This is a genomic window from Myxacorys almedinensis A, assembly GCF_010091945.1.
GTDB lineage: Bacteria > Cyanobacteriota > Cyanobacteriia > Leptolyngbyales > Leptolyngbyaceae > Myxacorys > Myxacorys almedinensis.
Genome location: NZ_WVIE01000001.1, coordinates 282564 through 306909 on the forward strand (window position 1 = coordinate 282564; position 24346 = coordinate 306909).

Here is a 24346-nt window from a genome sequence, read left to right on the forward strand (position 1 = left end):
GGTAGGTCAGGAATCCAGTCCATCTCCCCCTCTCCCCGTCTCCTCAAAGAGGTCAGTTGCCAATACTAGAGTTTATCGAACAGGCGCAGAGGGCTGGACAACACAGGGATTTTTATCACACTGCAATTGGTAGAGTTTCTGCACATACGGCTCTTGCCAACTGAGCGGCACTTCCAGGAGTGACAGAGTTCCAGTAAAACCTTGCCCAATAAATAGCAACAGTGCAAACGTGTTAAGCACAATATGAATCGTTCGCCAACGATTCGTGCGATCGCTATAAATATCTTTCAAAACAGACAACGAAAAAATAAGCAGCAGCGCGGCAGCCATCCCATAGTAGTAATGGGAAATGTACCACTGAGCGGTTTTACGATAAATGCCATCTTGGCAGCCCAAAATGACTAACGCCATGCCGCTAAGCGTTGCAAAAACTGCCCGCCAAAGCCGTTTTTTCGCCCGATAAAGCAACGCAAAAGATGCGATCGCGGCTATAAACATAGCGACAACAAAACTCACTTGAAACGGGGTTTGGTTCCAAGCTTGAGTCTCTACCCAATGGCTAGTGAGATCAAATCCAAGGGCTAGCAAAACCGCCCCAACCACGGCTCCGGTGAGCCAACGCCCAAGCTCGACATGCTCGTGCCCAACTACGGGTGAAATTTTGCTTTTACCTGTGTCAGCCGTTTGCAGTCGTCTCTGTCTCACCTGAAAAGCCCGGTGAACGACAATCCCAAGGAGTGGAAAAACCACAACAACTGCAAACACGGGATGGAGCAGCAGTAGCAGATCTTTACTCATGATCACCTCTAAAGCACATGTGATAGTAACACGGTAGCGATAAGTTAATTAGCATCGGAGCAGACCCAATAAGAAATAGATCCGACAAAAGAGCGTTAACAATGGATAAAAAACGGATGAAACAGATCCGGTATAGATAAAAATCAGTTTTTTCAGATTTTCCGCTTTCATCTCTGCTCCATCCGTGACTCAGTTTGCGGTCAAAATCACGTTACCTTAGTGATGCATAGCCAAAGGTGGCATTTGCCATGCGGCACCAGATGCCGACAGATCGAAACTTGCTCACATCAACGGCAGCAGGAATCGGATATCGCTGCTCTCCGTTTACCTTTTCTAGCTTGCCCAGGTTGACGTAGCTCGTCGGGTCTTGATACTGTGCGGGCGGCTGTGTAGCCGGATCAAGCACAACGTGCAAATCCGGTCCTGGGTCGGTTTTGAAGGCGCTATCTAACACAAGATAGCGTTTGCCATTGTCCACCACAATTCGAGCCATGCCAGAGGTGGGATGCTCTGCTGAGACAAAGGTTCCGCTGGCTGCAATGTTTTGAGCAACGGCTTGGATTGGGATAGACGCGATCGCAGCATCAGAACGAGTTTGGCTGACGTACTGTTGCCCACTGGTGATCGGTTGCAGGGCTTGAGCCGCCAGCGGAAGCGATAGCGCGATCGCAGAGAAAAGAGCAAACGAAACGGGGGACTTAAAGTTCATAAAATTCATGCTGTTTTACCTGAAAGAAGTCTAGGGTTGGGAGTTTTGGAGAGCGGTCTCTAAACGCTAGATACATCTTGGCAGGAGGAATTGAATTCAGAATGAGATTTCTCTGAGAATTTTGATACAGTTTGATGAGAAATTTCTCCCACCAAAATATCAGGATATGCCTCAATTTCCACTATCTGAGAATGAGTTGAGCAGATTTTCAGGTGATTTTCATCTTTTTCATCAATGCTAAAGAAACCATTGAGCCTCTGGTTCGCGTATTGTCTTCTGACGGCTTAACACCGCAGGCTTGACCGATCTAGCACCTAGTTTTGAGAACCCATGAACAACACTCATCAGCATCAGCAGATTGCGGCAGAAAAATTGTGGAGGCAAACGTTGCTGCCTCAACTTGCAACCTTGATTATGTTTGGCGTCATTGCGATCGCGGCGTTAATCTCGGTGGCTTGGTTTAGCGGTCAAGGTACCATTCTCACCATCTTCGAGCATCTCAACGCCCTTCAAGAGATGCCGCCGATCTGGTTAGCTGTCCCCATGGTGACAGGCGAATATCTGCTGTTTTGGGCAGTATTTCTGATGCTGATCGTGCTGGCAATCACCAAGCTATCTCCCACTCCACAACCCTGGTCACGAGCGCTGGTTGTAGGAATTTTAATTGTGTTGTCGGTTCGCTATGTGCTGTGGCGATCGCTCTCAACGCTAAACCTGAGTAACCCGCTCACGGGGGTGTTTAGTTTGGGGTTGTTTTTTCTAGAACTCTTGATCTTGGGAAGCGGCATGATCCAGTTAGTGCTGTTGCTGCGGGTAAAAGATAGAAGATCAGAAGCCGATCGCCTTTCGGTTGCCGTGTGCGATCGCACCTTTACACCCAGTGTTGATATTTTGATCCCAACCTACAACGAGCCGCCATTTATTTTACGGCGTACCATTATTGGATGCCAAACCTTAGACTATGAGGCAAAAACCATCTACCTGCTTGATGATAAAAGACGCCCCGAAGCAAAAGCCCTAGCCGAAGAGTTAGGCTGCCAGTATCTAGCCCGACCAGACAATCTTCATGCCAAAGCAGGCAATTTAAATCATGCCTTGGCGCATACCCACGGCGAACTAATCGCCGTATTTGATGCAGACTTTATTCCTACTAAAAATTTTCTAACTCGCACCGTCGGCTTTTTTCAAACCCCTCTGGTTGGCTTAGTCCAAACGCCGCAAACCTTTTATAACGCAGACCCGATCGCTCGCAATCTAGGGCTAGAAGATGTGCTGACTCCTGAAGAGGAGGTGTTTTATCGGCAGATTCAGCCGATTCGCGATGCAGCAGAGGGGGTGATTTGTGCAGGCACATCGTTTGTAGTGCGGCGATCGGCATTGGTAGATGCCGGATGTTTTTTTACAGGAGCACTGAGCGAAGATTACTACACCGGTATTCGGTTAGCGGCGAAAGGCTACCGCTTGATCTATCTCAATGAAAAACTGAGTGCTGGTCTTGCCGCCGAAAATATTTCTGCCCAAGCCCTGCAACGATTGCGGTGGGCACGGGGAACTCTGCAAGCGTTCTTTGTAAATGCAAATCCGCTCACAATTGCGGGGTTGCGTCCGATTCAGAGGCTTGCCCACCTAGAGGGCATCTGGCACTGGTTTACCAGTATTTCACGAGTCGGTTTTTTACTGTTTCCATTAGCGTATTCATTTCTAGGTATTATTCCATTACGAGCAACAATGGCTGAGCTTTTATATTATTTTCTGCCCTATTATTTAGTGCAACTCACTACCTTCTCTTGGCTAAATCATCGATCTCGATCAGCGCTATTGTCGGATTTATATACGCTCGTGCTTGCGTTCCCGTTGGCAATAACGGTTCTTCAAGTGATGTCAAATCCATTTGGTCAAGAGTTTCGAGTGACCCCAAAGGGAACGGTCAGCGATCGCTTTCGCTTTAACTGGCGGCTGGCTTTTCCGTTGATCATTATGTTTGGCTTAACTGCAATTAGTTTATGGACAAACTTAGGCTATACGCTTTTGTTTGGCAGCGACGAACTGATGATGACGGCTGAACGCACAGATCAGATGAGAGGCCTTAATCTAGGTTGGATATGGAGTGCTTACAACCTGTTAACGCTAGGAATTGCCTTGCTGATTTTGATCGATGCGCCTTCTCCTTATTCCTATGACTGGTTTAATCTCCATCGCACCGTGAAGCTAACGGTAGGGGAGCAAACGGTGTGGGGATTTACAACAAAAATTTCTGAGGTTGGGGCAGAAGTGGCGTTAACTCAGGCAGAATTTCCGCTCACGAGCGACGCTGTTTTACTGGACATGAGCATTGTGGAAAACGATCTGACGATGCAGGGGCATGTGATTCATAGAGAATTTAAAGGCGCGTTTCCTACGGTGCGAATTCAGTTTGAGCCGTTGCCGTTGGGTCAAGAGCGCCGCCTTATCGAGATGTTGTTTTGTCGCCCAGGGCAGTGGCAAAGCCGTTGCGCGCCTGGGGAGATGCGATCGCTATGGCTTTTGCTCAAGGTTTTGCTCACACCACGAGTTTTATTTGATCGCAAAGCAGAAATTAGGGCAGTTTCTGTCAGTCAAGTTTAGTCTTTAGGCTCATGTTTAGTCTTTAGGACGGTGTAGAGCTTCTTGGTTACTTCTTGGTTACTAATGCGTCAGGGTTGCTTGGTTAACTCTGATTAACACTGAATGCCTTGCAAGGCATTCACAATTCGAGAAATAACGATCACGGTTTGAATTGCGCCAATAAACAGCCCCAATCGATACATCGTGACCCACACGCCAACAGGTTTTTCATTGGCTGACCAGAGAAACGCGATCGCGATTGCCACGATCAATTCTGTAATCAATGCCATCCGAATCGTGACTGCACAATTGCCTTTTCCAACCACAAAAAGGCTACAGGTTGATAGGAATAAACAGCCAAATCCTAGGAAACAATCAAACGTTCTACTCATTGTCTCGTCTGCTGGGGGTAACAGGAAAAGGGTGCCAACGGATTTACGTTATCACTATGTGCTTTTTTATTCAATCGGTTTTTACGTATGCGAAGCAACCTTTTGTCGCATTTTTTGACAAAGACATGAGCAATGTATGAGAGAAGCAGCAGGCGATCGTAGGAAATTAAATTGTTTTTCTGCCAAAGATTCCTCGACCCCCCTGCCTACGGCATCCCCTTTGGTAAGGAGAGACTTTTTCTGGCTCCCCTTCTAAGTAAGGAGGGATTGAGGGAGGTCACACATCTGTAAATGCTACAGATTTTGGTATAAATTGTCTGGTCAGTCCCAAACCTGATCGGGGAGAATTTGCAAGTGCTTTTGTAACAAATAGTTGAGTTCTAACGATAAAAAATGAATGATTGGGGTGAAGCGCATGTATGGTAAAAGTTTTATACAATTATCTGAAGTTGGCAGTTTTTCACCTGTGAATTTTCCGGTTTACATTGGCGTTGGCGCATTCAAACTCCATCCGCACCTGTTTTTTGAAGCGATCGCATACTCGGTGGCATTGCGGTTATCGCTGCGAAATTTTCGTCGTCATGGCGTTTCGCCCCCTCATCGTAGTTCGATTGTGGTTGGTGGTCTTGCGGGTGCCTTAATTGGCGCAAAAGTGCTGGTGATGCTGCAACACATTGATATTTTTTGGCAGCATCGGGAACAGTTTTTTTGGCTGCTGCTTCAGGGTAAAACCATTGTTGGGGCGCTATTAGGCGCGGTAATCGGCGTCGAGATTACGAAGAAAATTCTTGGGATCAAGCAATCGACAGGAGATGCTTTCGTTTATCCATTGATTTTAGGAACGGCGATCGGACGGTTGGGCTGTTTTTTGACAGGACTTAGCGATCGCACGTATGGCATTGCCACCGATCTACCGTGGGGCGTTGATTTTGGTGATGGGCTTTTACGGCATCCAACGCAGCTTTATGAAATTGCATTTTTGTTGATATTAATGATTTTTTTGCGGGTGCGATCGTCTAAAACTTGGCAACATCAAGCTCGCTATCCCATCCAGTCCGGAGATTTGTTTAAATTCTATTTGATTAGTTATTTAAGTTTTCGATTTTTAATTGACTTTATTAAGCCAGATTTCCATCCAGTGTTAGGATTAACAGCAATCCAAATTGCCTGTCTTCTAGCACTGGTTTACTATCGCAACAGCCTTCCTAAATTGCTTAGTTTTTCTGTAAAAAATTCTCTGTAAAAATTCGTCGCTAACGCTGTTTAGCTATCGTTCAAGGTTATAAGTTCAACGCTACATGTTCAAAGTTATAAGTTCAAATGTATGCCAACTCGCCCTTATTTGTTTTACGCCTTGACAAATAGTGTGTGTTCTACATGTCTCACGAAAGTTGAAGCGAAAATTATCTTTCAAAATGGAAAGGTTTACCTTGTCAAACACTGTTTAATTCATGGACGAGAAGAAGTTTTAATTGCGGATGACATCGAATATTACAAGCAATGTCAGGACTTTATTAAGCCTGGAGATATGCCCCATCGGTTTAACACGCCCATTAAATATGGCTGTCCCTACGATTGCGGCTTGTGCCCGGATCATGAACAGCACAGTTGTTTAACGCTTGTTGAAGTCAGCGATCGCTGCAATCTTTCCTGCCCGATTTGTTATGCCGATTCGGGAGCAGAGGACGTTTCAAGCACCAATCAACCCCGTCGTCACCGCAGTTTAGAGGTGATCGAGCGCCTATTGGATAACATTGTTGCTAATGAAGTCGAACCGGATATTGTGCAAATTAGTGGTGGCGAACCCACAATTCATCCAGAATTTTTCGAGATTTTAGACCTCGCTAAACGCAAACCGATTAAGCATTTGATGATCAATACCAACGGGTTGCGAATTGCTCACGATTGGGACTTCTGCGATCGCTTAAGTCAATATATGCCAGGAATCGAGATTTATTTGCAGTTCGATAGTTTTGAAGAAAGAGCGCTGCGAGAATTACGAGGAGCAGATTTGCGCTCTGTGAGACAAAGCGCGATCGCACATCTGAATGAGTTCAACATTTCAACAACGCTGGTTTCAACGGTTAAAAAAGGACTCAACGATCACGAGATTGGCAAAACCATTAACTTTGCCTTGCAGCAACGATGTATCCGAGGGGTCAGCTTTCAGCCGATTCAGGCAGCAGGGCGGTTAGAAAATTTTGATCCGAAGCGCGATCGCTACACCCTCACCGAAGTTCGCCGCGCCATTTTAGATCAAAGTCCTCACTTTCAGCCAAAAGATCTTCTACCTGTGCCCTGCCATCCCGACTGTTTAGCCATGGCGTACGCGCTTAAAGTCAAAGGTCAGGTTATCCCTCTCACTGGATTGCTCGATCCCACAGCATTTCTCAATGCGATGCCAAACTCAGTGTTATATGAGCAGAATTCAGAATTAAAAAACCAGATCTTTAAGCTGTTTTCCACCAATCATTCTCCCGATTCATCAGCAACAACACTCAAACAATTATTGTGTTGTCTTCCGTTGATCCCGGTTCCCACAGGAATCACTTACGAAAACGTGTTTCGGGTTGTCATTATGCAGTTCCTCGATCCGTTTAATTTTGATGTTCGTTCGGTTAAACGCTCCTGCATTCACATTGCCCATCCTGATGGTCGTATCATTCCTTTTGATACTTACAACATGTTTTATCGAGAGGGCAGTGCCGGATATCGCCTCATCGATCCTGCGGAGCGTCGTAAAGCAAATCGCACTTTGCAGGAGCATTCGTGATGGGCAGGCACTATCAACGTCTAGAACGCAACAAAGGTATATTCACTGCCTTCGGGCTAAACCTTGTAGCCTGGGGTATTTACAGCGTTTGCTTATCGGTTATGGAAGATCGATTTTCTCCGCAGGCTTGGCAACCTGGAGGCGTTTCTGCTCCCCTGCGTGCGGTTCACAACGCCTTGGTTTATCTGTCTTACGGCATTGGCTTTACTCAACTCTTTCACATCGTGCCGTGGGTTACTCGGCTCGTCGTTCAGCGACAGTTTGAACGGGCAAACGGTGTGATGATCGGTGCATTGATCACTGCCTTGCTCTGCGGCGGATGCTTTGTGCTATTTTTCCCATACCTCACCGCTCAGAGCACCATGTTCTGGCGATGATGAGGCTCAAACGTTTGCAGGGTTATCTACTTAACCTGAGTTGGGGATAAGCATCGGCACAAGAAAGGGGCAAACCCGATAGGCTGAAAATGCTACACGGAGAGTTGCTCACCTTCGTCGTTTATGGGTTGGTTGCCTGTTGCCACCAACCCAACAAACCTGCGATCGCACTTGACCCCAATTTACTGCACCCTTCCTAACCTGAACGCCCGTTATTTTATCCAGCGCCAAAGCGGATGGCTCGATCCTTGTTGGCGAATTTTGAGTACTCTCTCTTCGAGCCGCTTTTGCTCAACTTTGGGGATGCCAAACAAAATATTGCGGCTTTGCCATAGGAGAATGCTAACCGTTACGCCAATGCAGAGTCCTAAACCCATTGCAGCTAGCGGGTGGTAGGCTAGCCCATAGCGCAGGGCTGACCAAGTGAAATACTCTTGCAGTAGCGCGATCGGCTCTCGCAACCCCCACAGGCTCAGCAAGCCAATCGTTAGCCACAGCGCGATCGCGACAAGCCATCTGCCCAGTACTGTCACTTCGTGCAGCTTGTGAACAGAGGCTTGAAACGTCGGATCGAGGGAGTGCACTTTGGAAGCGTGAGGCTGTCTCATGCTAGACGTTACCCTACCTGATCGTGAGGTGCGATCGCATCGGTTGCCGTGGCGCTAGCAGGCGCGATCGCGTTGCCAGTCCGCTCTCGCCAGAGGGCAAGCAGTGAACTCGCAATGAAAATGCTGGAGTACGCACCCATTATGAATCCCACAATCAATGCCAGGGCAAAGTTTTTCAGGGTCTCTCCTCCAAATAGGAAGAGGGCAATTAACGTCAGCAATGTCGTTAGCGTTGTATTGATTGACCGCGTTAACGTCTGATTAACGGCATCGTCAACAATATCGTTAATGTGACGACCGGGACTGAGCGCAATGGTTTCACGAACGCGATCGTAAATCACAACTGTGTCGTTCACCGAAAAGCCAACGATCGTCAGCAGTGCCACAATAAATAAGCTATCAACCTCAGTGCCGTTAATCACACCCAGAATGGCAAAGAAGCCAACGGTGATCAGAATGTCATGAAAAAGAGCTACGAGCGCAAAAATGGCATAGTCTAGCTGAAAGCGAATCGTCAGATAGAGAGTGATGCCAGCAAAGGACACAATCAGCGACAGCAATCCAGAAGAAAAGAGTTGTTGCCCAACGGTAGGTCCAACCGTATCAATTTGAGTTTTCCTAACATCAAAGGCTCCAAGTTTTGACTCTAGAGCCGCTTGCAGCTTTGTTCGCTGATCTACATCTAGCGCTGTCGTCCGAATGGTAACCGCTTGTTGCTCTTGTCCGAGGACTTGGATCGTGCTGTTGGCAATGCCCTCAGCGTCTACCACTTCCCGAACGGCTGCCGTCTGGATCGGGCGATCGCAGTTATTCGGCTTTGTGCAGTCTAGTTCAAACTGGAGGCGCGTTCCTCCCACAAAATCTAGGCTCGGACGCAACGGCATGCCGATTTGATTCCAAAGCACTCCCATAGCGACCAATCCGGCAACAATGCAGCCTACAGAGATTGCCCACCAAAGCCCTCGTCGGCGAATGACCTGTAGTTTCATGAGGTTACCTCCACCGGGGGTTTGCTACGAAGATTTGGGCAAAAGAGTTCTGGCTTCCGCAAGCTTTGAATGCTCAGCACGTAGAGCATCAAAGTCCGGCTACAGGTCAGGGCGGTAAACATACTAATCACGACGCCCAATGCCAACGTTAGCGCAAAGCCGCGCACCAACCCTGCCCCTAGCCAAAACAGCGCCGCGCACGCAATGAGCGTAGTGACGTTGCTATCGAGAATGCTGGAGAACGCGCGGAAGAAGCCCGATTCGACCGATCGATAGAGGGTTTTCCCAGCGCGCAATTCTTCGCGGGTGCGCTCAAAAATCAGCACGTTTGCATCAACTGCCATGCCGATACTCAGAACAAAGCCGGCAATTCCAGGCAGGGTCAGCGTTACGCCAAGAAGGTTAAACGCGGCAAAGGTAAGCAAGGCATAGATAGTCAGCGCGATCGCACTAATTACGCCGGGCAATCGGTAATACACGATCATAAACGCCAAGACTAAAATCAAGCCGCCAATTCCAGCGATGATGCTGCTTCTAATGCTGTCTTGACCCAAGGTTGCGCCCACGGTGCGGTTTTCGACAATTTGGATGGGCACCGGAAGCGAACCGCCGCGAAGTTGTAACTCCAATTCTTTAGCAGATTCTGCCGTAAAGTTTCCGGTGATGATGGCATTACCGCCTATAATCCCTGTTTGGGCGAATTCAGCAGGAACAGTAGGAGCGCTAAGCAGTTGATCGTCGAGGAAAATTCCTAACCGGGTGTTGGTCTGAACTGCTTTTTTCGTGAGGTCTGCAAACAAATCGGCTCCTTTTTGATCAAAGGAAATGCCCACTGCCCAACTGTTTCCTTGTAGCTCAGTGCGGGCGTCTCTGAGGTATCGCCCATCTAGCCCGGTTTTCTCATACACCTGCTTGATCGCGTCCTCAACCTGCTTTTCTTTGGCGGCGATCGCACTTTGATTTGCCGCGATCGCAGCTTGATCCCCCGCTTTTTCTAAGGCTGGTTGCTTTGCCTGTAGTTCTTGCAGTTCTTCTTGCCGAACCTGTAAAAACGCAATCTGAGTCGGGTTTTCCGAGCGAAAATCTAGCTGTGCTGTGCCGCCCAAAACCCGTTCTGCCTGCTGTGGGTTGTCCACTCCCGGAAGTTGGACGACCACCTGATTCTCGCCTACGGTTTGGATCACCGGCTCAGAAACGCCCAACCCGTTGATCCGCCCTTCGATCACTTTCTGAACGGCTTCGAGTTCTCGTTCGGTAATTTGCTTGACTTCTTCTGAGGGGTTTACCTGAATCGTTAGCTGAGAACCCCCGCGTAGGTCTAATCCTAAACGAGTCGGCACTTTAACAATGACGATGATTGACGCGATCACCAGCGCCAAGATTAAGAGTAATAATCCGCGTTGCCTTCCCATAGCCAAACCAGATATAACAAAGGCTATGATAGCTCGTTCTCAAGGGTTTAAGGCTGAAACCGGGGGATGGAGTAACGATTAGTGACAACTGGCAAAGCCTCTGGCAGGTGCTCTCACTCTCTCGTTTGAGTGGAGGGGTGGAGGGGTGGAGGGTTCCGATTACTAGACTCCCTCTCCCCCATTTCAAGCTTGACAAATCACTAAGTCTCAAACCTGGGTTCGATCGGTCAAAATTTCGTAGCCCTGTTCTGTCACCAGCACGGTATGTTCAAACTGGGCAGAGAGCGATTTATCCACTGTTACGGCTGTCCAGCGATCGGGCAGAATGCGGGTATTTTTTGAGCCAGCGTTGACGATCGGTTCGATCGCCAGGGTCATGCCTGCCCGGAGTTTGACGTTGGGCATTTGGTGAGTGCGGAAATTAAACACAGACGGCTCTTCGTGGAGGTTGCGCCCGACGCCGTGCCCGGTAAAGTCTTCGACAATTTTGAAGCCGTTTTCTTCGACATAATCTTGAATGGCTCCGGCAAGATCGAGCAAGAAGGCTCCGGCTTTAACCTGTTCGATGCCTTTGTAGAGGGCTTGTTCTGCGACATCAATTAGCTTTGCGGCATCGGGCTTGACGTTGCCGACTGCGATCGTAATGCAGGAGTCGCCATGAAACCCGCCATAAAAGGCGCCGGTATCTACTTTCAGCACGTCTCCTTTGCGAATCACCTTTTTGGGGCTGGGAATTCCGTGAACGACTTCGTTGTTGAGGCTAGAGCAGATCGATGCGGGAAAGCCGTGATAGCCCTTGAAACTGGGAGTTGCGCCCATCTCGCGAATTCGCTTTTCGGCATGGGCATCGAGGTCTGCCGTCGTCATTCCGGGTCTGACCATCTCTGAGATTTCTTTGAGGACGATCGCGACAATTTTGGCGGCTTGGCGCATGATCTCGATTTCTTGGGGAGATTTGATCTCGATTCCCCGGCGTTTTTTGGGAGACGGAAGCAGATTGCTAAGAATGTTCATGGAGGGCTAGTGGCTCACAGAAATAGATGGAGAGGCGCGATCCTTCGGAGCTTCGCTTTGCGAATCGCAAGAAATGCCGATCTCTAAAGTAGCGTATATCTGATCACAACATCTGGAAGAATTGCAATAACAGATATTGAGTTGCCAAAGATGGCGCTTTCTCGTCGGTTGGTTTGAAATCAGAACATTTTGATTTTTGTTGCTCTGCGATCGCTCTTCATACTCCAACGGACAAGCTTTAACCTCAAACGATCGCTCCTTCTACTCCAACCGTCGAGCTTTGATCTCGGATGATTCTACTTAGAGATGGAACGATCGCACTTTAAATAGGAACGATGACATCTCAAACAGGAACGATCGCATTCAAAACAAAAACAGTCTCACTTCAAATAGGAAGAATGCTATTTTCTACAGAAATTGTGAGGGTTTGCGGAGGACTCTTGATTTTTGCGGTAGAAACAATATAGATATGAGGCGGAGTTGCCCCTATGGAACCTGTATCGACCCTGACTGCTGCTGCGAACACTCCGTGGAGCGAAGCTAACGCTGACCTTGCGTTTAGAAAGTTTGTTGAATCGGGGGCAGGGGAGCTTGCCAAGAAGTTTACTGAGAGTGCGATCGCGAAAATGGACAACTCCGCAAGAAAATCTGGGACAAAATGCGGGGAAAACCGACGGCAGAAGCAGCATTCACTTCAATTGAACAAGGATCTAAGGCAGAATTAGACCGACTCATTGCTTATCTGCAAGCTGCGACTGAACGAAACGAATGCAATTATGCCGCATCTAGCAGAAGCGAGCAGGCAGCTTACGATCGCAGGCAATGAGGAAGCTTTGGCAAATTGTCTTGCTTGGCTCGCAGAACTTTACCGTTCGCAAGGACGCTACGCCGAGGCAGAACCTTCTATATCTTCATGCGAATGTCTTCTATCAGCGCTTAGAGAAACCCATCCTTACACACAAGGCACATGGCAAAGCTTTGTATTACTCTTGCAGCAAGTGGTGCAAAGCGATCGAATTGCAGAACTGTCGGATCATCTGATGACAGGATCGCTCCTCCAAAAACTACAAGGAAAGCGATCGTACAATCGACCCGCAAGAATGAGGTGCGATTGCTCCGCAAGCTCCGAAGGATCGCACAAAAGAGAACGACGATCGCACCTGTTTGAAGTGCGATCGCTAACGCAGCGACTGAGGAGATACCCGGAAGAACGCTGCTAACTGTTGAACCTGTATCTCGGTCGGTTGACTCATGCCATTCAGAATCTCAACCACCGTAGATTCTGCTCCCACAATCGGCACAAGATCCTCAGGCATCAGACTCATCTCATCAAGCAGCGCTCGTAGTAATTCAACCCCTGTCAGCCTCGGAAAAACTTCCGTCTTTTCCTCATACTCATACACCAACATCCCCAGCACCTTCAGATAATCCTGATCATCCTGCGTCAATCGTCCCCGATCAAGAATCGAATTAATTTGCGTTTGCGTCGCTTCTAGTTCCACCTCAGTCGTAATTGGACGAGGAGGAAACGCATTAATTAATTGCATGTAATAACTACTAGGTGTCTTCAAACCAGTCGTCATTTTTCCAATTCTCCTTGTCATATTCTGCATGAGTTAGAACCGCTCGAATGAAAATGATTTGTGATTGATAATCCAAGTAGGTGATTAATCGATATTTATTGCCGCCAATATTAAAGACGATAAAGTTTCCCACTAAATCCGCAGAAGGAAAGACCTCTCTGACTTGAATAAATGCTTCAAAGGCATTTGAGACTACACGTTCATACCAAACTAACAAACTCGACTCTGCATCTGCGTGTTTCTCCCAAAATTTTCTGAGGGTGCTTCGACTCATTACCCGCATGGATCTATTGTTTGAAAGGTTATTGAGATCGACACTCTGCCAGAGAGCCTCGCTTCTAAATACAGCCTTAAGTCATAACAAAACGAGGAAACTTATTGTACAATCCCTGCTCATTCAAAACCAACCTATCCTGCTGACATCGCTGGTAGTTGCGGACTTTAGGGTGCAATCGATATTAGATCGCCTGAAACAGACAGAATAGAAGCGATCGGTTCTGATCACACCGATTCCCTTACAATCCAAACATGACGCAGCCTTACCAAGTCGTCGTCGATACCAACGTCTTAATCGCAGGATTACGCTCCAAACGAGGAGCCTCCTACAGCAAGCACGCCGATTTGGGAAGCGATTATACGCAACTCCGTAGGAACCGCAAAGCATCCCCTAGCGATCCTTCGGAGCTTGCGAAGCAATCGCAGTTCAAAGATAAGCGTTTGTGAGTTTTGGAGGTGTAATCCTTCGGAGCTTGCATAGCAATCGCATCACTAATAAAATCCCTGCTCTCGCCTCACCCATTGAGCAAACTGCGAAGTTTTTCGACCAGTTGACGATGGGTTTCTGGAGATAATTCACCCAATTGCCGCTGAATCATGGAGCGACGAAGAGTAATCAGATGATTCAGACGGAGAGTAGAAGGCATTCTGAGTCCGCTTGTCACGAAATCTGGATGAGCCGCATCTAAAACAACATCGGTTTCCAGCAGTTGCATAGGAATGCGACTGGTAATCAGGGCAAAAATAACATGGCGATTGTCTCCAACGGGGTCAGTTAGGCAATATGCAGGGCGAAGTTTGCTATCTGACAAATCATCATAGGGAAACTCAACTAGAACAGTCCTACGCTTCGTCATCCAGCGGCTCGCCATCTTCTAAGGTGTAGATGTCTTCCTCTGGATCGTCTAGCAAATCACCCGTTGAGGCTTGGATAGCAGACAAAGACCACTCTTGATCCTGAGAATTATCTACCTCCGGGAATAACAAAATCCCTCGAAAACGAGTCAATTTTGCCTCCGCTAGCGGTTGGTCTAGCTGGACGAATCCTTCTTCATCAACGCTGCCAGTAATCTCGATAGCTCTCATAGGTTCAATGGTCAGACGATCGCTTCTATCTTACTTGAATTCGCAATTGCAGGACTGTTTTGAGCATGATTCTACGGAGCTTGCAGAGCAAACGCTCTGTATAGCGAAGCTTGTGTACTTCAAATGCCATCGTTCTTTGTTTTGAAAAGGAGCGATCTCTGCGATCGCTCCTTGCCTCCTCAAGCCGCTCACCCTGTAATCACATGTTCTAACTGGAGTGGATTATTGACTTGCTTCGATGCATTCAAAATCTCCAACCCTACTAGATTTCCAGACGCATCATAGTCCAAAATTGCCCCCGAACGGTCTTCATGACTCTCTTCAACGTCTGCTTCAGAGAACACAATCGTTAAAATATCCACTTCCGGGTCATACACAACTTTCATTCCGACCTCCAATAGCGAGAAATTTGATTTGTCTTATAAACAGTCATCACGATCGCAGGTTCTGTCTGGGCTGAGACAACGACACGCAACAAATAACTTCTTCCGTTCTCGAATCGGAGTTGAGACTGATAAATATGGGTGCTATCGTCTTGCTCAATCACCTGTTGAGGACGTTCTAACACAGAATTGAGTAGCTCACTGGGAATCTTACGCCGCTCTAGTTGCTGTTCTGCATGTTTAGAAAGGTAGAAACCCACGTTCGTGAACCGACTGAGATGGATAAAGATTCATTGTATGAGCCTATCGCTTTTGCACCCAACATCAAAAAATCGGAGACGATAATGGTCTCCGACTTTACAGTTACTAACTCGTACCAGGCTCAAATCCTGAAAAGCCAAGCTAAAGGCGACAGCTTACCGGACTACATCCTTCGCCGACTCTACAGCATCCTTACTTTTTGATTCAGCCTTATCCAGCCCGCGCTTGATCTTGCTCTCGATCGTGTCACCTTGAGAGTTGCTAGGGCGCTTTTGCTGGTCAAAGCCAGCCGTTCCTTGAATCTCGTTCAATCCACCAGACTGTCTTTCTTGAATCTTATCTAAAGATTTAGGTCCCCCCTCGTTGATCGCATCTACCGCAGTCTGCTCATAAATCTTGGCAGTCTCGCTGGCTTCACCTTTCATCGGAGTGGCGATCGCAGCAGGCGGAATCACCGTTAAGAACACCAATAATGCACAGATCGAAACTACGAGTAAAGCACGTACTTTTTTTAACATAGACTTCATACAATATCCTCCAAAGGGCAATAGATTTCTCTCTAGAATCTCGATGACCGAGAAACAATTAGAGGTGAAGTTAATCTATATCCATCTACTCAAAATACAGGGTTCCATCACATCTGTAACGGGGATGAATTTGCAAAAACTACTTGCCCTCCTTATGGAGGATGAGGACGCCGTTTAATTATGCCTTCGATAGAAAATCAACGCTGGGTAGCAATGGATCGTTGACCATGCCCAGCCCTTTGTATCCCCAACGATTGAGAACGCTGGCAATTTGCCCTCCTGGCAGCGACTCGATCGTAAAGCGATCGCGCACCTCTGCCGCAAACTTGTTGAGGTACATCAACCCGTCTGCATGTTCCGAAAACACCAAAACATAGCCATCGGCGGGTGCTCGTGCCTGATCGTCGTCCGCTTGGTTGGGATAAGCCGCTAGATAGCTCCCGTCTATTCTAGAGCGAATCAAATAATAGCTTTGAGAAAACATAGTTAGGAAAGCATAGTTAGGAAAATATAGATGATTCAAAATTTAGGCAACGTGACCCAACCCTATCAATTTATGTCTGCTAATTTGATGCGAGGATCAACCGCTTTCAAAAGCAGATCAGCAATCAAATTACCCACAATCAGCATCACCGCACCCATCATCAGACTTGCCATGATCAGATACAAATCTTGCGCCTGCACTGCTTGAAGAATCAATCGTCCTAAGCCCGGCCAGTTGAAGAAAAATTCGATGATAAACGCCCCGCTCAGCAGGCTTGCAAACTCAAATCCCAGCAGCGTGATCAAAGGATTAATCGCATTTCGCAGCGCGTGAACATAAATGACTCGGTTTTCTGGCAAGCCTTTTGCCCGTGCCGTTTGAATATAGTCTTGCCGCAACACATCCAGCAATTGACCCCGCATGATGCGCTGTAACCCAGCAAAACTTGTGACACTCAGCGCGATCGTCGGTAAGATGACATGCCAACCCACATCGAGAAACTTACCAAACCAGTTTAAATCAGCGAAATCTACACTGGTCATATCCCCGACCGGAAACAGAGGCGACGTATTTTGCGCCAAAATCAGCAGCAGCAACGCCGTAATAAAGCTCGGAAATCCTTGCCCGGTGTAGCTAATGACTTGCAAAATTCGATCAACCCAGCGCTGTTGATAAATCGCCGCAACAATCCCCAGCGGAATAGCGATCGCCCAGGTTAACACCAGCGAGGTCAACGCAATCAGCAGCGTTGCCGGAACCCGTTCCCACAGGAGCGAAACGACCGAGCGATTGTAGACAAAGCTGGTGCCAAAATCGCCTTGGGTGACAATGTTCCACACCCAGCGAAAATACTGCTCGATCCAAGATTTATCTAGCAAAAATTGCCGTCTGAGTTGCTCAATCCGTTCGGGAGAGATTTTAGGATTTTCTCGCAGGGTGTCGAGGTAGTCTCCGGGTGCAAGCTGAATAATGAAGAAACTGAGCGCTGAGGCAAGGAAGAGGGTAAGGAGAGCTTGTAATAGCCGTTTGATGACATAGACCGTTGTTTCGCTTGCGATCGCGTCTACCAATCGATCTATGCCAGATTTAAAAGTTCTACGGGGAGAAGTTGTCATTGCCAGGCTGCAAGATGGGGGGATGAATAGTGATTATAGCCACGATCGCTCTTTCCTAATTGAATCTAGCTCAATCGATTTGATGTCGATGAGCAGGAAAGCGGCGAGCTTAGCAGAAGAGTTTCTATTTCAAGTCGGCAGGATCGATACCTGCGGCTCTGAGCCGTTCTTCTAGAAGGCTCGCTCTCGCTTCGGCATCTTCTGCCCGTTGATGTTCTTGTTCGGCGCGTTGGCGTTCTTGCTCGGCGCGTTGACGTTCTTGCTCGGCGCGTTGACGTTCTTGCTCGGCGCGGGTAGCAACTTCTTCATAAGTTTCAAACGGCTGGTCGTCGGGTCGATAGAGTGTAAGTTTTCCCGCGTCGTTTAACTCAAATCGAACCCGCAAGCGAGGGCTAATCCATTGAGCCATGGCGTCGATTTCTTCTAGCGTATCTTCAACTCGCAGATAGCCTGCCAAATTGAGGCGATCGGGATCGTATAAGTAATATTCTTCGACGCCATAACGCTCATAAAACAGATGTTTGCGATTCATCTCAGGAACCGTATTTCCAGGCGAGATAATTTCAAACACAACTTGCGGCGGAATGCCTTCTTCTCTCCACTGCTGATAGCTGCCTCTATCGCCCTTGGGTCTGCCAAACACCACCATGACATCTGGGGCTTGTCGTAGCTTGTTGTTTCCCTCAACCGGATACCACAACAAATCGCCGCCCACAAACACGTCTGGATGGTTGGCAAAAATCCAGTCGAGTCCTTTTTTGATGTAAACAATGTACTCAAACTGCTTTGTATTGTCTGCCATCGGTTGCCCGTCGCTGTCTGGATAGATGATGTCTGATTGGGTCGATCGCAGGTCTAATACCATAGCCACTGCCTCCAAAAACAAGACCGTATCTTCACCCTTCATCCTACGCGGTAAACTAGTGAAATTGATTAATTTGCGAATTATCTTGCCTCTAGAGACTGAAGAATCATGCCGTCATTTTTACTCGAAGTTGGGACAGAAGAATTACCTGCACGTTTTGTCGATGAGGCGCTAAATCAGTGGCGATCGCGCCTTCCAAAACTTCTGACGGAACTCAATCTCACCTCAGAGGCAATCGAATATTACGGGACGCCGCGCCGCTTGGCGGTTTTGATCAAAGGGTTGCCGAGTCAGCAGCCTGACCAAGATGAAGAAGTGAAAGGGCCTCCGGCAAAAACAGCCTTCAAAGATGGACAGCCGACCAAAGCGGCAGAAGGCTTTGCTCAGAAGCAAGGCGTTTCCCTCGATGCGTTGGAAATCCGCCCGACGGAAAAGGGCGATTTTGTCTTTGTGCAGAAACGGATTAAAGGACGTGCGATCGCAGACCTCTTCACCGAACAGGTTCCCCAATGGATTACCGGACTCGACGGCAAGCGCTTCATGCGTTGGAGCGATGGAGATTTAAAGTTCTCTCGTCCGATTCGATGGTTAGTCGCATTGATCGATGATGAGGTTTTACCGATCGCGATTGTTAGTCATTCCATTTCTTATCACAGCAGTCGCCAATCTTTAGGGCATCGCGTTTTGCATCCAAATCCTGTTTCGATTCCCAATGCAGAAGCGTATGTTTCTACGTTGGCGTCTGCGTTTGTCAATGTCGATCCTCAGCAGCGACAAACCACGATTGAGTCTCAAGTGCGAGCCGCCGCAGAACAGGTTGGAGGCATTGCGATCGTGAACCCCGATCTGTTGCGTGAAGTGACGAATTTGGTCGAATATCCGTCTGCGGTTGTTGGCAAATTTGATGCAGAATTTTTAGAGATTCCGTCAGAAGTGGTAACAACAGAAATGGAAAGTCACCAGCGCTATTTTCCGGTTTGTCAGAAAGGCTCGAAGGAGTTACTCCCCTATTTTATTACGGCCTCTAATGGCGATCCAAAAAAGGCAGATATTATTGCGGCGGGAAACGAACGAGTGATTCGAGCGCGGTTATCGGATGGCAAATTTTTCTTTGACGCCGATCGCAAAGTGCCGCTCGAAAGCTACTTACCTAAACTCGAAACGGTGACCTTTCAAGCGGATCTCGGATCGGTAAGATCGAAGGTGGATCGAATTGGTGCGATCGCATCTCAACTCGCTACTCAACTAAACATCACAGGCGAGACTTCAACGCACATTCAACGCGCCGCACTCTTGTGTAAAGCCGATCTCGTGACGCAAATGGTGGGAGAATTTCCTGAATTGCAGGGCGTCATGGGTGAGAAATATGCGCGATCGAGCGGTGAACCCGAAGCGGTTGCCGTTGCAATTTCAGAACATTATTTGCCCAAAGGCGCAGGCGATGCGTTGCCTCAAACAATTGTCGGGCAAGTGGTTGGTCTTGCCGATCGCTTGGATACCCTCGTTGGAATTTTTGGGCTAGGACTGATTCCGTCCGGGTCATCTGATCCGTTTGCGTTGCGGCGGGCAGCAACCGCGATCGTCAACATCACCTGGGCAGCCAATCTCAATCTCAATCTCAACGAACTGCTGGACGCGATCGTAACTACTTCTGACCAACTCAAACTCACGCCTGAAGATCTGCTGAAACAGCTAAAAGAGTTCTTCTTGCAACGAGTTGAAACATTGCTGCGTGAAGATCGAACCATTGATTATGACTTAGTGAATGCGGTGTTGGGTGAGAACGACCAGGCGTATACAGAGCGGGCGTTGTCTAATTTGTTGGACGTGCGCGATCGCGCCTCATTCCTCCAAACGATTCGCAACGACGGGCGCTTGTCTGCCATCTACGAAACCGTAAACCGCGCCTCTCGCCTCGCCGCTCAAGGCAACTTAGACACTCAACAGCTTGATCCAACCGCTGTTGTTCGCCCTGATCTATTCCAAAAGAATTCCGAGAAAGCGTTCTACGATGCTTTGCAGCAGTTAAACCAAACCATGCAAGGGCACGCAGACTATGCCAAACTGATCGACGCTCTTAGCCAGAGCGCACCTACAGTCAGCCGCTTTTTTGATGGTGAAGATAGCGTACTGGTGATGGATGACGATCCTGATATCAAACAGAATCGCTTGAACCTACTCGGAATTCTCCGCAATCACGGGCGCGTATTAGCGGATTTTGGAGCCATTGCGAAACAAGCTTCCTAAGCTCCCCGCCGTTTGCGATGCTCTTCGTAAATTTCGGGCAAGCGATCGGCATCTTCTGCCGAATAGCGTTGGGTGTTGGGATTCAGATGAATCTTTTCGATGATCGCGTGAATGGCTTCCCCATCGTTACGGTTTTCTAGCAAATACGCTTTCAACTCAGGGATACTCATTATTTTAAAGTTAGGCTTCATTATCAAATTCCCACTCTCCATCAGGGTTGATCACAATTGCCATTTCTTCTCCTGCCAAAATAAAGATTTCTCCGTTTCGCTCATCGAGTCTAACAATCCAGATCGGGAGAAACATAGCGGTAATTCGTTGGCAGAGAATAAAACATTTCGCTTCTTGCTTAGCGGTTGGGTACATTGGTCGTTACATTCTAACGAGTAAATTATACGTGTAGGAAATACCATGTCACAATCCTATGAACTGTAATGAATCTTTAGGCAGTACGATAAAGAGTGCAAATTTCTCGCCCCTGTTGACGATGCCTAGCGCTTCTGTAATTGGTTTAGGAAAATCTGGGAATGCCGCCGCTCGATTGCTCAACCGAGAAGGATGGCAAGTTACGATTAGCGATCGCGGCACCTCTGCGGCATTGCACCAACAGCAACACGATTTTCTCTCTGAAGGAATTAACGTTCAGCTTGGCGATACCTTTGATCCAGAATCTACCAAGCCAGAGTTAATTGTGGTCAGTCCGGGGGTGCCGTGGGATCTTCCGAGTTTGGTCAAGGCGCGAGAGTTGGGGATCGACACGATCGGAGAGATGGAACTCGCGTGGCGCTATCTTCAATTCTGCCCGTGGGTTGCAATTACGGGCACCAATGGCAAAACGACGACGACAGCGCTAACCGCCGCAATTTTTGAGACGGCAGGGTGCCGTGCGCCTGCGTTTGGCAACATTGGCTATGCCGCCTGTGAAGTCGCGCTATTGGAGCAAAAACCAGACTATGCGATCGCAGAACTCAGCAGCTATCAGATCGAATCTTCTCCTGCGATCGCGCCTAAAATCGGCATCTGGACAACCTTCACACCTGACCATCTTGCCCGTCATAAAACCCTAGAAAACTATTTCAATCTCAAAGCTCACTTGCTCCAACAATCCGACATTCAAATCCTCAACGGAGATGATCCTTACCTACGCAACATTGGACTTCAGCACAGCTATCCCGTTCACGCTGAGGCGTGTTGGACGAGTGTGAACGGCAAATCTAAATTGTTGGGCAAGTCCGAACTCGGTGCGTATATTGAAGACGGTTGGGTGATCATGGCAGATCAGCAAATCGTTCGGGCGGATGCACTGCGGATGCCAGGAGCGCACAATTTGCAAAATCTTTTGATGTCAGTGGCGGCAGCGCATTTATCGGGTGTGGAGAATGATGCGATCGCAACAGCCGTTGCAGAATTTCCGGGTGTGGCTCATCGATTGGAACAGGTTTGCACCTGGAATGGCATCGATTTTATCAATGACAGCAAAGCCACAAATTATGATGCTGCCGAAGTTGGATTGTCGGCGGTTAAACGTCCCGCCATTTTGATCGCTGGCGGTGAGCCGAAAGTTGGCAACGATCACGCCTGGCTCAAGGTGATTCAACGCAACGCCGCCGCCGTACTGCTGATTGGCGAAGCGGCTCCTACCTTTGCAAAACGGCTCGATGACATTGGATATTCCACCTATGAAATTGTAGAAACGATGGAGCGGGCAGTAGAGCGATCGCGAGAGGTGGCAAAACAATATTCTGCTCAGGTCGTCTTGTTTTCGCCTGCGTGCGCCAGTTTTGACAAATATCCCAACTTCGAGCAACGCGGGGATCACTTCCGACAGTTATGTTTAGAAATGCTTTAGGACTAACGCAGTTGCCTGATAAAAGAGAAAAACCCCTGGGCGTCTGTCCGTGTTTCGACTCCAAAGGCTTTTCTGCTTTTCTATTTCGCTCTTTAACTCCTCACAACCCTATAGTCCTGCCATCCCTCTAATTTATCTATACACCTTGGGACAGATTTTGAAGTGGCTTCTTCATGACGGTTGCTTAAAAGGGGGTGCAAGCCGCTGCTCTTTTAAGGTTGTACCAAATTGATTGTTCACTGCGACAGATCCTCGACCCCCATGGTCAGGAGAGACTTTCTGGCTCCTCTCCTGACTCAGGAGGGGTTGGGGGAGATCGCACATCTCTAGCCTTGACAGATTAATTTGGTATTACGTTTAGAACAATAACCCCTCAATTGGGCACTGCATCTAGCTTCTATTTCGATACCCAACAAACGGCTGCATACTTTACAAGGCAGGCAGCAATCGATAGCTTTTTAGAAGAGCTTTCCTCTATAATTTGACAGACCCTAAATTTCTTACACGTACTATATTTTCACGCCAACCCGTTTTTTCATCATTCAAGTTACGTCATTTCGGTAAGTGAGCGATCTTTGCAGTTCCGCCCTTAATTATTGATCACCATCATGATGCCAGCAGATTCTCCCGATCGCGCTACGCCTACCTCAGATGCTGATCACCACGAATCTTCTTCGATTCCTCAGCTTCGTCATCCGCATCGAAAAACATTTTGGTTTAGCCTTATCGGGCTGGCACTTTTGCTGGCTGGGCTTGGTTTTGGGTGGCGCTGGTGGCAAGGTCGCCAATCTGCCGCCCAAGCTCCGCCAGATGCAGCCCGTGCATCAGCCGTCTCTCTCGAAACGCTTGATACCGGAACGGTACAAGAAACCTCAGAGTTTGTCGGCAATCTTGACTCCTTAAACTCGGTACAGCTTAGACCAGAAGTGAGCGGGCGAGTCAGTCAAATTTTTGTGCAGGCTGGCGATCGCGTGGAAACTGGCGCACGCTTGATTCAACTCAACCCGGATGTAAGGCAGGCAGAGGTTGCCAGTTCTCAAGCGGCTGTCAATTCGGCGCGAGCGGCTCGCAGCACCGCAAATCAGGAATTACAGGCGCTCCAGGCAGGCCGGGGAGAAGCGATCGCAGAGGTAGATCTGCAAAATGCAGAATATCAGCGGCGGCTGCAACTGTTTCGGGCAGGGGCGGTTTCGCGATCAGAACTGGATATTCGGGAGCGCGATCGCAGGAGCGCGATCGCGCGTCTCAACGCAGCAAATCAGCGGATTGAGGCGGCTCGTGCCAGATTGTCTGAATCGGAATCGGCTGTCCAGCAAGCACAGGCGCAAGTAGACGCTGCCCAAGCAACCCTGCAAAACAACACCGTGACCGCCCCGTTTGCAGGTACGGTCGGCGATATTCCAGTGAAGGTTGGGGAATTTGTCGCCACAGAGGACGTTATGGGGACGCTGACGCAAAACAACCAATTGGAGTTACGGCTGTCCATTCCGGTGGAGCGATCGTCGGTGCTGCGACCTGGGCTGCGAGTAGAACTCAGTGATGCCCAGGGCAAACCGTTGGGAGTGGGGCAGATTAGTTTTGTTGAGTCGCGCGTGCAAGCCGCTGCTCAAAGCATTCTCGCCAAAGCTGTGTTTAACAATGCTCAAGGGCAACTGCGAGACAACCAATTTGTGCGATCGCGGGTGGTGTGGAGCGAAAAACCTGGCGTTTTAGTTCCCACAACGGCAGTGTCGCGGTTTGCCGGACAGCCGTTTGTATTTGTGGCAAAGCAACAGCAAGCAGAGGGACAACCACCCCTTGTGGCTGAGCAGCGCCCTGTCAAATTGGGCGCACTGCAAGGAAACCGCTATCAGGTACTAGATGGAGTGCAAGCTGGTGAGCAAATTGTGGTGTCTGGAACGTTGGGTCTGATGAATGGTGCGCCCATTAATCCTCAGCAATAGGGTCTCAACCAAGCTGCGATCGCTCCCGTCGCAAACGTTGAACCGCCGCCAATGAACCCGAAGAGTTAACTC

General features: G+C 48.5%; 29 protein-coding genes. 10 read left to right on the forward strand and 19 right to left on the reverse strand.

All coding sequences use genetic code 11. The features are described 5' to 3' along the window. Positions 1 to 72: 72 nt before the first annotated feature. Both GS601_RS01255 and GS601_RS01260 read right to left on the reverse strand, forming a co-directional pair. The gene (locus tag GS601_RS01255; protein WP_202924770.1) at positions 73 to 798 is read right to left on the reverse strand and encodes a DUF4079 domain-containing protein; all 726 of its coding nucleotides are present in this window, start codon (positions 796 to 798) and stop codon (positions 73 to 75) included. Positions 799 to 1009: 211 nt separating this feature from the next. Next, complete coding sequence (locus tag GS601_RS01260) at positions 1010 to 1507, reverse strand: DM13 domain-containing protein (protein ID WP_162421473.1); 498 nt, start codon at positions 1505 to 1507, stop codon at positions 1010 to 1012. Positions 1508 to 1837: 330 nt separating this feature from the next. On the opposite strand from GS601_RS01260, the gene GS601_RS01265 reads away from it, so the two are divergent. Further along, a complete protein-coding gene (locus GS601_RS01265; protein ID WP_338016929.1) occupies positions 1838 to 4111 on the forward strand; it encodes a glycosyltransferase in 2274 nt (757 codons plus the stop codon). 92 nt (positions 4112 to 4203) lie between these two features. Here the strand turns inward: GS601_RS01265 and GS601_RS01270 are convergent, their stop codons facing one another. Next, a complete protein-coding gene (locus tag GS601_RS01270) occupies positions 4204 to 4482 on the reverse strand; it encodes a hypothetical protein (protein WP_162421350.1) in 279 nt (92 codons plus the stop codon). Between the two features lie 466 nt (positions 4483 to 4948). Between GS601_RS01270 and GS601_RS01275 the strand changes: the two genes are divergently transcribed. The 3 genes from GS601_RS01275 (at position 4949) to GS601_RS01285 (ending at position 7632) form a co-directional block, all read left to right on the forward strand. Beyond that, positions 4949 to 5725, forward strand: a complete 777-nt coding sequence (locus tag GS601_RS01275; protein WP_162421352.1) for a prolipoprotein diacylglyceryl transferase family protein — start codon at positions 4949 to 4951, stop codon at positions 5723 to 5725. 81 nt (positions 5726 to 5806) lie between these two features. After that, positions 5807 to 7255 carry a radical SAM protein gene (locus GS601_RS01280; RefSeq protein ID WP_162421354.1) on the forward strand — a complete coding sequence of 483 codons (1449 nt, stop codon included), beginning with the start codon at positions 5807 to 5809 and terminating at the stop codon, positions 7253 to 7255. 101 nt (positions 7256 to 7356) lie between these two features. Next, entirely contained in the window at positions 7357 to 7632 is a 276-nt protein-coding gene (locus tag GS601_RS01285) for a hypothetical protein (protein WP_162421356.1), read from the forward strand. A 212-nt stretch (positions 7633 to 7844) separates the two neighbouring features. On the opposite strand, the gene GS601_RS01290 is transcribed toward GS601_RS01285, so the two are convergent. The 4 genes from GS601_RS01290 to map form a co-directional block, all read right to left on the reverse strand. Further along, on the reverse strand, positions 7845 to 8240 hold the full coding sequence (locus GS601_RS01290) for a hypothetical protein (protein WP_162421358.1): 396 nt from the start codon (positions 8238 to 8240) through the stop codon (positions 7845 to 7847). An 8-nt stretch (positions 8241 to 8248) separates the two neighbouring features. Next, positions 8249 to 9229, reverse strand: a complete 981-nt coding sequence (secF, locus tag GS601_RS01295; RefSeq protein WP_162421360.1) for a protein translocase subunit SecF — start codon at positions 9227 to 9229, stop codon at positions 8249 to 8251. Further along, a complete protein-coding gene (gene secD / locus GS601_RS01300) occupies positions 9226 to 10641 on the reverse strand; it encodes a protein translocase subunit SecD (protein WP_162421361.1) in 1416 nt (471 codons plus the stop codon). Before secD ends, secF begins: the two co-directional genes overlap by 4 nt. 207 nt (positions 10642 to 10848) lie before the next feature. Further along, positions 10849 to 11655 (reverse strand): type I methionyl aminopeptidase, encoded by an 807-nt coding sequence (gene map, locus GS601_RS01305; protein ID WP_162421362.1) that lies wholly within the window; start codon positions 11653 to 11655, stop codon positions 10849 to 10851. Positions 11656 to 12143: 488 nt separating this feature from the next. Here map and GS601_RS01310 point away from each other — a divergent pair, with 488 nt between their 5' ends. Together GS601_RS01310 and GS601_RS01315 are read left to right on the forward strand one after the other, a co-directional pair. Beyond that, positions 12144 to 12380 (forward strand): hypothetical protein, encoded by a 237-nt coding sequence (locus tag GS601_RS01310; RefSeq protein WP_162421363.1) that lies wholly within the window; start codon positions 12144 to 12146, stop codon positions 12378 to 12380. A gap of 51 nt (positions 12381 to 12431) precedes the next feature. Beyond that, positions 12432 to 12875 carry a hypothetical protein gene (locus tag GS601_RS01315; protein ID WP_162421365.1) on the forward strand — a complete coding sequence of 148 codons (444 nt, stop codon included), beginning with the start codon at positions 12432 to 12434 and terminating at the stop codon, positions 12873 to 12875. Here GS601_RS01315 and GS601_RS01320 read toward each other — a convergent pair. Both GS601_RS01320 and GS601_RS01325 read right to left on the reverse strand, forming a co-directional pair. After that, positions 12834 to 13202, reverse strand: a complete 369-nt coding sequence (locus GS601_RS01320) for a helix-turn-helix domain-containing protein (RefSeq protein WP_238392878.1) — start codon at positions 13200 to 13202, stop codon at positions 12834 to 12836. The two genes, GS601_RS01315 and GS601_RS01320, sit on opposite strands and share 42 nt — an antisense overlap. Before the next feature lie 10 nt (positions 13203 to 13212). After that, positions 13213 to 13512, reverse strand: a complete 300-nt coding sequence (locus tag GS601_RS01325) for a type II toxin-antitoxin system HigB family toxin (protein WP_238392879.1) — start codon at positions 13510 to 13512, stop codon at positions 13213 to 13215. A gap of 254 nt (positions 13513 to 13766) precedes the next feature. Between GS601_RS01325 and GS601_RS22780 the strand changes: the two genes are divergently transcribed. Next, a complete protein-coding gene (locus GS601_RS22780) occupies positions 13767 to 13961 on the forward strand; it encodes a hypothetical protein (RefSeq protein WP_202924772.1) in 195 nt (64 codons plus the stop codon). Positions 13962 to 14029: 68 nt separating this feature from the next. Here GS601_RS22780 and GS601_RS01335 read toward each other — a convergent pair whose 3' ends face one another. The 8 genes from GS601_RS01335 to GS601_RS01370 form a co-directional block, all read right to left on the reverse strand. Next, entirely contained in the window at positions 14030 to 14371 is a 342-nt protein-coding gene (locus GS601_RS01335) for a type II toxin-antitoxin system PemK/MazF family toxin (protein WP_162421371.1), read from the reverse strand. Beyond that, positions 14358 to 14600 carry a hypothetical protein gene (locus tag GS601_RS01340; protein WP_162421373.1) on the reverse strand — a complete coding sequence of 81 codons (243 nt, stop codon included), beginning with the start codon at positions 14598 to 14600 and terminating at the stop codon, positions 14358 to 14360. Before GS601_RS01340 ends, GS601_RS01335 begins: the two co-directional genes overlap by 14 nt. Before the next feature lie 188 nt (positions 14601 to 14788). After that, positions 14789 to 14986 carry a DUF2283 domain-containing protein gene (locus GS601_RS01345; protein WP_162421375.1) on the reverse strand — a complete coding sequence of 66 codons (198 nt, stop codon included), beginning with the start codon at positions 14984 to 14986 and terminating at the stop codon, positions 14789 to 14791. Next, the gene (locus GS601_RS01350) at positions 14983 to 15243 is read right to left on the reverse strand and encodes a DUF4258 domain-containing protein (RefSeq protein ID WP_162421377.1); all 261 of its coding nucleotides are present in this window, start codon (positions 15241 to 15243) and stop codon (positions 14983 to 14985) included. The genes GS601_RS01345 and GS601_RS01350 overlap by 4 nt, the downstream gene beginning before the upstream one ends. Before the next feature lie 156 nt (positions 15244 to 15399). Then, a complete protein-coding gene (locus GS601_RS01355; protein WP_162421379.1) occupies positions 15400 to 15771 on the reverse strand; it encodes a hypothetical protein in 372 nt (123 codons plus the stop codon). A 178-nt stretch (positions 15772 to 15949) separates the two neighbouring features. Further along, on the reverse strand, positions 15950 to 16255 hold the full coding sequence (locus GS601_RS01360; RefSeq protein WP_162421381.1) for a hypothetical protein: 306 nt from the start codon (positions 16253 to 16255) through the stop codon (positions 15950 to 15952). A 65-nt stretch (positions 16256 to 16320) separates the two neighbouring features. Beyond that, on the reverse strand, positions 16321 to 17370 hold the full coding sequence (locus tag GS601_RS01365; RefSeq protein ID WP_162421383.1) for an ABC transporter permease: 1050 nt from the start codon (positions 17368 to 17370) through the stop codon (positions 16321 to 16323). Between the two features lie 124 nt (positions 17371 to 17494). Next, a complete protein-coding gene (locus GS601_RS01370; RefSeq protein WP_162421385.1) occupies positions 17495 to 18235 on the reverse strand; it encodes a Uma2 family endonuclease in 741 nt (246 codons plus the stop codon). A gap of 108 nt (positions 18236 to 18343) precedes the next feature. On the opposite strand from GS601_RS01370, the gene glyS reads away from it, so the two are divergent. Further along, positions 18344 to 20482, forward strand: coding sequence for a glycine--tRNA ligase subunit beta (glyS, locus tag GS601_RS01375; RefSeq protein WP_162421387.1), 2139 nt, complete (start codon positions 18344 to 18346; stop codon positions 20480 to 20482). On the opposite strand, the gene GS601_RS01380 is transcribed toward glyS, so the two are convergent. Together GS601_RS01380 and GS601_RS23480 are read right to left on the reverse strand one after the other, a co-directional pair. Then, a complete protein-coding gene (locus GS601_RS01380) occupies positions 20479 to 20652 on the reverse strand; it encodes a DUF6887 family protein (protein ID WP_202924773.1) in 174 nt (57 codons plus the stop codon). The genes glyS and GS601_RS01380 overlap by 4 nt on opposite strands. A 10-nt stretch (positions 20653 to 20662) precedes the next feature. Next, the gene (locus tag GS601_RS23480; protein ID WP_162421389.1) at positions 20663 to 20848 is read right to left on the reverse strand and encodes a DUF6888 family protein; all 186 of its coding nucleotides are present in this window, start codon (positions 20846 to 20848) and stop codon (positions 20663 to 20665) included. Positions 20849 to 20969: 121 nt separating this feature from the next. Here GS601_RS23480 and murD point away from each other — a divergent pair, with 121 nt between their 5' ends. After that, positions 20970 to 22331 carry a UDP-N-acetylmuramoyl-L-alanine--D-glutamate ligase gene (gene murD / locus GS601_RS01390; RefSeq protein WP_162421391.1) on the forward strand — a complete coding sequence of 454 codons (1362 nt, stop codon included), beginning with the start codon at positions 20970 to 20972 and terminating at the stop codon, positions 22329 to 22331. Positions 22332 to 22939: 608 nt separating this feature from the next. Continuing rightward, on the forward strand, positions 22940 to 24274 hold the full coding sequence (locus tag GS601_RS01395) for an efflux RND transporter periplasmic adaptor subunit (RefSeq protein WP_162421393.1): 1335 nt from the start codon (positions 22940 to 22942) through the stop codon (positions 24272 to 24274). Positions 24275 to 24346: the final 72 nt, after the last annotated feature.